Here is a 5,541-nt window from a genome sequence, read left to right as displayed (position 1 = left end):
AAACGCGAAAGGCCCTCTATTGAGGGCCTTTGCGATGAATGAGTGTCTGGCGGTGACCTACTTTCGCAAGCGAAGAGCTTACTATCATTGGCGCGGAGTCGTTTCACGGTCCTGTTCGGGATGGGAAGGCGTGGTTCCAACTCGCTATGGCCGCCAGACGTAACTGGTAGCAGTTGCGGTTTGTTGCAACTGCTGCAAAAGGGAAGAAGTAAATTGGTAGTAACTTGATTGCTGCTTTAGCAGACCTTGCTGGCGGATTGCCAAGTTACAAGGTTATAGGGTCAAGCCTCACGAGCAATTAGTATCGGTTAGCTTAACGCATTACTGCGCTTCCACACCCGACCTATCAACGTTGTGGTCTTCAACGACTCTTTAGTGGGCTCTAGGCCCAGGGAAGTCTCATCTTGAGGCGAGTTTCGCGCTTAGATGCTTTCAGCGCTTATCTCTTCCGGATATAGCTACCCGGCTATGCCACTGGCGTGACAACCGGTCCACCAGAGATCCGTCCACTCCGGTCCTCTCGTACTAGGAGCAGGTCCCCTCAAACTTCCAACGCCCACGGCAGATAGGGACCAAACTGTCTCACGACGTTTTAAACCCAGCTCACGTACCACTTTAAATGGCGAACAGCCATACCCTTGGGACCGGCTACAGCCCCAGGATGTGATGAGCCGACATCGAGGTGCCAAACTCCCCCGTCGATATGAACTCTTGGGAGGAATCAGCCTGTTATCCCCAGAGTACCTTTTATCCGTTGAGCGATGGCCCTTCCATACAGAACCACCGGATCACTATGACCTACTTTCGTACCTGCTCGTCTTGTCGGACTCGCAGTTAAGCTCGCTTATGCCATTGCACTATCAGTACGATTTCCGACCGTACCTAGCGAACCTTCGCACTCCTCCGTTACTCTTTGGGAGGAGACCGCCCCAGTCAAACTGCCCACCATGCACGGTCCCCGACCCCGATTCAGGGGCCTAGGTTAGAACCTCAACAACATCAGGGTGGTATTTCAAGGTTGGCTCCACGAGAACTGGCGTCCCCGCTTCAATGCCTCCCACCTATCCTACACAAATCTTGTCAAAGTCCAATGCAAAGCTACAGTAAAGGTTCATGGGGTCTTTCCGTCTAGCCGCGGGTAGATTGCATCTTCACAAACATTTCAACTTCGCTGAGTCCCGAGAGGAGACAGTGTGGCCATCGTTACGCCATTCGTGCGGGTCGGAACTTACCCGACAAGGAATTTCGCTACCTTAGGACCGTTATAGTTACGGCCGCCGTTTACCGGGGCTTCGATCAAGAGCTTGCACCCCATCACTTAACCTTCCGGCACCGGGCAGGCGTCACACCGTATACGTCCACTTTCGTGTTTGCACAGTGCTGTGTTTTTATTAAACAGTCGCAGCCACCTTTTCACTGCAACCCCATCGGCCTTCGTCCGCGAGGGACTACAACCTACCGGGGCGCACCTTCTCCCGAAGTTACGGTGCTAATTTGCCGAGTTCCTTCTCCCGGGTTCTCTCAAGCGCCTTAGAATTCTCATCCTGCCCACCTGTGTCGGTTTGCGGTACGGTCTTTATGTAACTGAAGCTTAGTGGCTTTTCTTGGAAGCTTGGTATCAGCAACTTCGCGCCTCAAGGGCACTCGTCATCACGCCTCAGCGTTGACCCTCCGGATTTGCCTAAAGGATCCGCCTACACGCTTAAACCAGGACATCCAACACCCGGCTTGCCTAACCTTCTCCGTCCCCACATCGCATTACATAAAGGTACGGGAATATTAACCCGTTTCCCATCAGCTACGCATTTCTGCCTCACCTTAGGGGCCGACTCACCCTGCGCCGATGAACGTTGCGCAGGAAACCTTGGGCTTTCGGCGAGGGTGCCTTTCACACCCTTTATCGCTACTCATGTCAGCATTCGCACTTCCGATATCTCCAGCATGCCTCACGACACACCTTCACAGACTTACGGAACGCTCTCCTACCATGCATATAAATATGCATCCGCAGCTTCGGTTACGTGCTTAGCCCCGTTACATCTTCCGCGCAGGACGACTCGACTAGTGAGCTATTACGCTTTCTTTAAAGGGTGGCTGCTTCTAAGCCAACCTCCTAGCTGTCTATGCCTTCCCACTTCGTTTACCACTTAGCACGTCATTTGGGACCTTAGCTGGCGGTCTGGGTTGTTTCCCTCTTGACCACGGACGTTAGCACCCATGGTCTGTCTCCTGTGATTGCACTTCTCGGTATTCGGAGTTTGCAATGAGTTGGTAAGTTCTTGTGAACCCCCTAGTCATAACAGTGCTCTACCCCCGAGAGTGAGACACAAGGCACTACCTAAATAGTTTTCGGAGAGAACCAGCTATTTCCAGATTTGTTTAGCCTTTCACCCCTATCCACAGCTCATCCCCTAATTTTTCAACATTAGTGGGTTCGGACCTCCAGTACCTGTTACGGCACCTTCATCCTGGCCATGGATAGATCATCTGGTTTCGGGTCTACGCCCAGCAACTGAAGCGCCCTATTCGGACTCGCTTTCGCTACGCCTTCCCTATCGGTTAAGCTTGCTACTGAACGTAAGTCGCTGACCCATTATACAAAAGGTACGCAGTCACCGAACAAGTCGGCTCCCACTGTTTGTATGCATGCGGTTTCAGGTTCTATTTCACTCCCCTCCCGGGGTTCTTTTCGCCTTTCCCTCACGGTACTGGTTCACTATCGGTCGATTACGAGTATTTAGCCTTGGAGGATGGTCCCCCCATCTTCAGACAGGATTTCTCGTGTCCCGCCCTACTTGTCGCAACCCTAGTTCCACACACGAATTTTCATATACGGGGCTATCACCCTCTATGGCCGGACTTTCCATTCCGTTCTATTAATAAGCGTGCTAAAAGTTGCAGGCTGGTCCGCGTTCGCTCGCCACTACTTACGGAATCTCGGTTGATTTCTTTTCCTCCGGCTACTTAGATGTTTCAGTTCGCCGGGTTCGCTCTACCCACCCTATGTATTCAGGTGGGAGTTCCCTTGCGGGAAGGTTTCCCCATTCGGACATACCCGGATCAAAGCTTGCTTGTCAGCTCCCCGAGTCTTTTCGCAGACTGCCACGTCCTTCATCGCCTGTAATCGCCAAGGCATCCACCACATGCACTTATTCGCTTGACCCTATAACGTTGAAACCTTGCGATTCCTCCATTACAGGAAACTACTAAAGCATTTGTTTAACACAACGGTTCGACTAAAACCGCTGCGCTTGATGCAATCAAATTACCCAATGTTGAACACTCCAACTTCATCACAAAGTCTTTGTGTTCACTTTACTTCTTCCATTTTGTTAAAGAGCAGCTAACTGTCATTGAGACGTTAGTTGTTAGTTCAGAGCAACCTCATAACTAACAACTAACGACTTTAAACAAGTCGATGGTGGAGGATGACGGGATCGAACCGACGACCCCCTGCTTGCAAAGCAGGTGCTCTCCCAGCTGAGCTAATCCCCCATTTAACCTATCCAGGTTCTGGTGGGTCTGGTTGGGCTCGAACCAACGACCCCCGCCTTATCAAGACGGTGCTCTAACCAGCTGAGCTACAGACCCTTTCAGGTCAGCCTCTAGCCATTGTTCAGCCGCTAGCAAACTAACTAGCTTCTAACGACTAGCAACTAACGACTGCTTTTCAAATTAACAACCGACAGGTGTGAATGCTTGCAAGCAGGACATTCTCTAGAAAGGAGGTGATCCAGCCGCACCTTCCGATACGGCTACCTTGTTACGACTTCACCCCAGTCATGAATCCCACCGTGGTAATCGCCCTCCTTGCGGTTAGGCTAACTACTTCTGGTGGAACCCACTCCCATGGTGTGACGGGCGGTGTGTACAAGGCCCGGGAACGTATTCACCGCGACATGCTGATCCGCGATTACTAGCGATTCCGACTTCATGCTCTCGAGTTGCAGAGAACAATCCGGACTACGATCGGCTTTCTGGGATTGGCTCCCCCTCGCGGGTTGGCAACCCTCTGTACCGACCATTGTATTACGTGTGAAGCCCTGGCCATAAGGGCCATGAGGACTTGACGTCATCCCCACCTTCCTCCGGTTTGTCACCGGCAGTCCCAATAAAGTGCCCAACTAAATGATGGCAATTATTGGCAAGGGTTGCGCTCGTTGCGGGACTTAACCCAACATCTCACGACACGAGCTGACGACAGCCATGCAGCACCTGTGTCCACTTTCCCTTTCGGGCACCTAATGCATCTCTGCTTCGTTAGTGGCATGTCAAGGCCAGGTAAGGTTTTTCGCGTTGCATCGAATTAATCCACATAATCCACCGCTTGTGCGGGCCCCCGTCAATTCCTTTGAGTTTTAATCTTGCGACCGTACTCCCCAGGCGGTCTACTTCACGCGTTAGCTGCGTTACTGAAGGATTTCACTCCTCCAACAACTAGTAGACATCGTTTAGGGCGTGGACTACCAGGGTATCTAATCCTGTTTGCTCCCCACGCTTTCGTGCATGAGCGTCAGTGTTATCCCAGGAGGCTGCCTTCGCCATCGGTATTCCTCCACATCTCTACGCATTTCACTGCTACACGTGGAATTCTACCTCCCTCTGACACACTCTAGCCTGACAGTTTCCAACGCAGTTCCCAGGTTGAGCCCGGGGCTTTCACATCAGACTTGTCAAACCGCCTGCGCACGCTTTACGCCCAGTAATTCCGATTAACGCTCGCACCCTACGTATTACCGCGGCTGCTGGCACGTAGTTAGCCGGTGCTTCTTCTTGAGGTACCGTCATTAGCGAACTATGTTAGAGTCCGCCGTTTCTTCCCTCACGAAAGAGCTTTACAACCCGAAGGCCTTCTTCACTCACGCGGCATGGCTGGATCAGGGTTGCCCCCATTGTCCAAAATTCCCCACTGCTGCCTCCCGTAGGAGTCTGGGCCGTGTCTCAGTCCCAGTGTGGCTGATCATCCTCTCAGACCAGCTACAGATCGTCGCCTTGGTAGGCCTTTACCCTACCAACTAGCTAATCTGACATCGGCCGCTCGTATAACGCAAGGTCCGAAGATCCCCTGCTTTCTCCCGTAGGACGTATGCGGTATTAGCACAACTTTCGCTGCGTTATCCCCCATTACACGGTACGTTCCGATGCATTACTCACCCGTTCGCCACTCGCCATCAACCTAGCAAGCTAGGTCATGCTGCCGTTCGACTTGCATGTGTAAAGCATGCCGCCAGCGTTCAATCTGAGCCAGGATCAAACTCTTCAGTTCAATTCCCAACTATTTACTTTGCTTCTTTCGAAGCGATTCGCTTTGGCTTAAAACTTCAAATGAACTTAGGTATTACCTATGTCATTCTCAGATGTAAGCACTTGTATTTCGAGATTCGATATCCCAATCATAAAGACTAGGACCAATCGACTTCCTACTCACAAGCACCCACACCTGTCGGTTGTCTATTTGTTAAAGAGCGTTTACTTCTTAATCACAACTCGCCGTCACCGACAGCGAGCCGCGCATTATACAGATCATTTACGGTCGGTCAA

At 51.6% G+C, this 5,541-nt stretch carries 2 tRNA genes and 3 rRNA genes; all 5 read right to left on the bottom strand.

The annotated features are described in order from the left end of the window. Nucleotides 1-44: 44 nt before the first annotated feature. The 5 genes from rrf to NMK_RS07645 all read right to left on the bottom strand — a co-directional run bounded on the left by rrf (nt 45) and on the right by NMK_RS07645 (nt 5,266). Nucleotides 45-158 (bottom strand): 5S ribosomal RNA (gene rrf, locus NMK_RS07665). Nucleotides 159-277: 119 nt separating this feature from the next. Next, nucleotides 278-3,163 (bottom strand): 23S ribosomal RNA (locus NMK_RS07660). Between the two features lie 256 nt (nt 3,164-3,419). Beyond that, nucleotides 3,420-3,495: transfer RNA gene (locus NMK_RS07655), tRNA-Ala, on the bottom strand. A 19-nt stretch (nt 3,496-3,514) separates the two neighbouring features. Next, nucleotides 3,515-3,591, bottom strand: a tRNA-Ile gene (locus NMK_RS07650). Nucleotides 3,592-3,721: 130 nt separating this feature from the next. Beyond that, nucleotides 3,722-5,266, bottom strand: a 16S ribosomal RNA gene (locus NMK_RS07645). The 16S, 23S and 5S rRNA genes sit together here with 2 tRNA genes alongside, the layout of an rRNA operon. Between the last annotated feature and the right edge of the window lie 275 nt (nt 5,267-5,541).

Origin of the sequence: Novimethylophilus kurashikiensis, assembly GCF_003112435.1 — a bacterium.
Taxonomy (GTDB): Bacteria; Pseudomonadota; Gammaproteobacteria; order Burkholderiales; family Methylophilaceae; genus Novimethylophilus; species Novimethylophilus kurashikiensis.
This window is presented reverse-complemented; position numbering and strand designations above follow the sequence as displayed.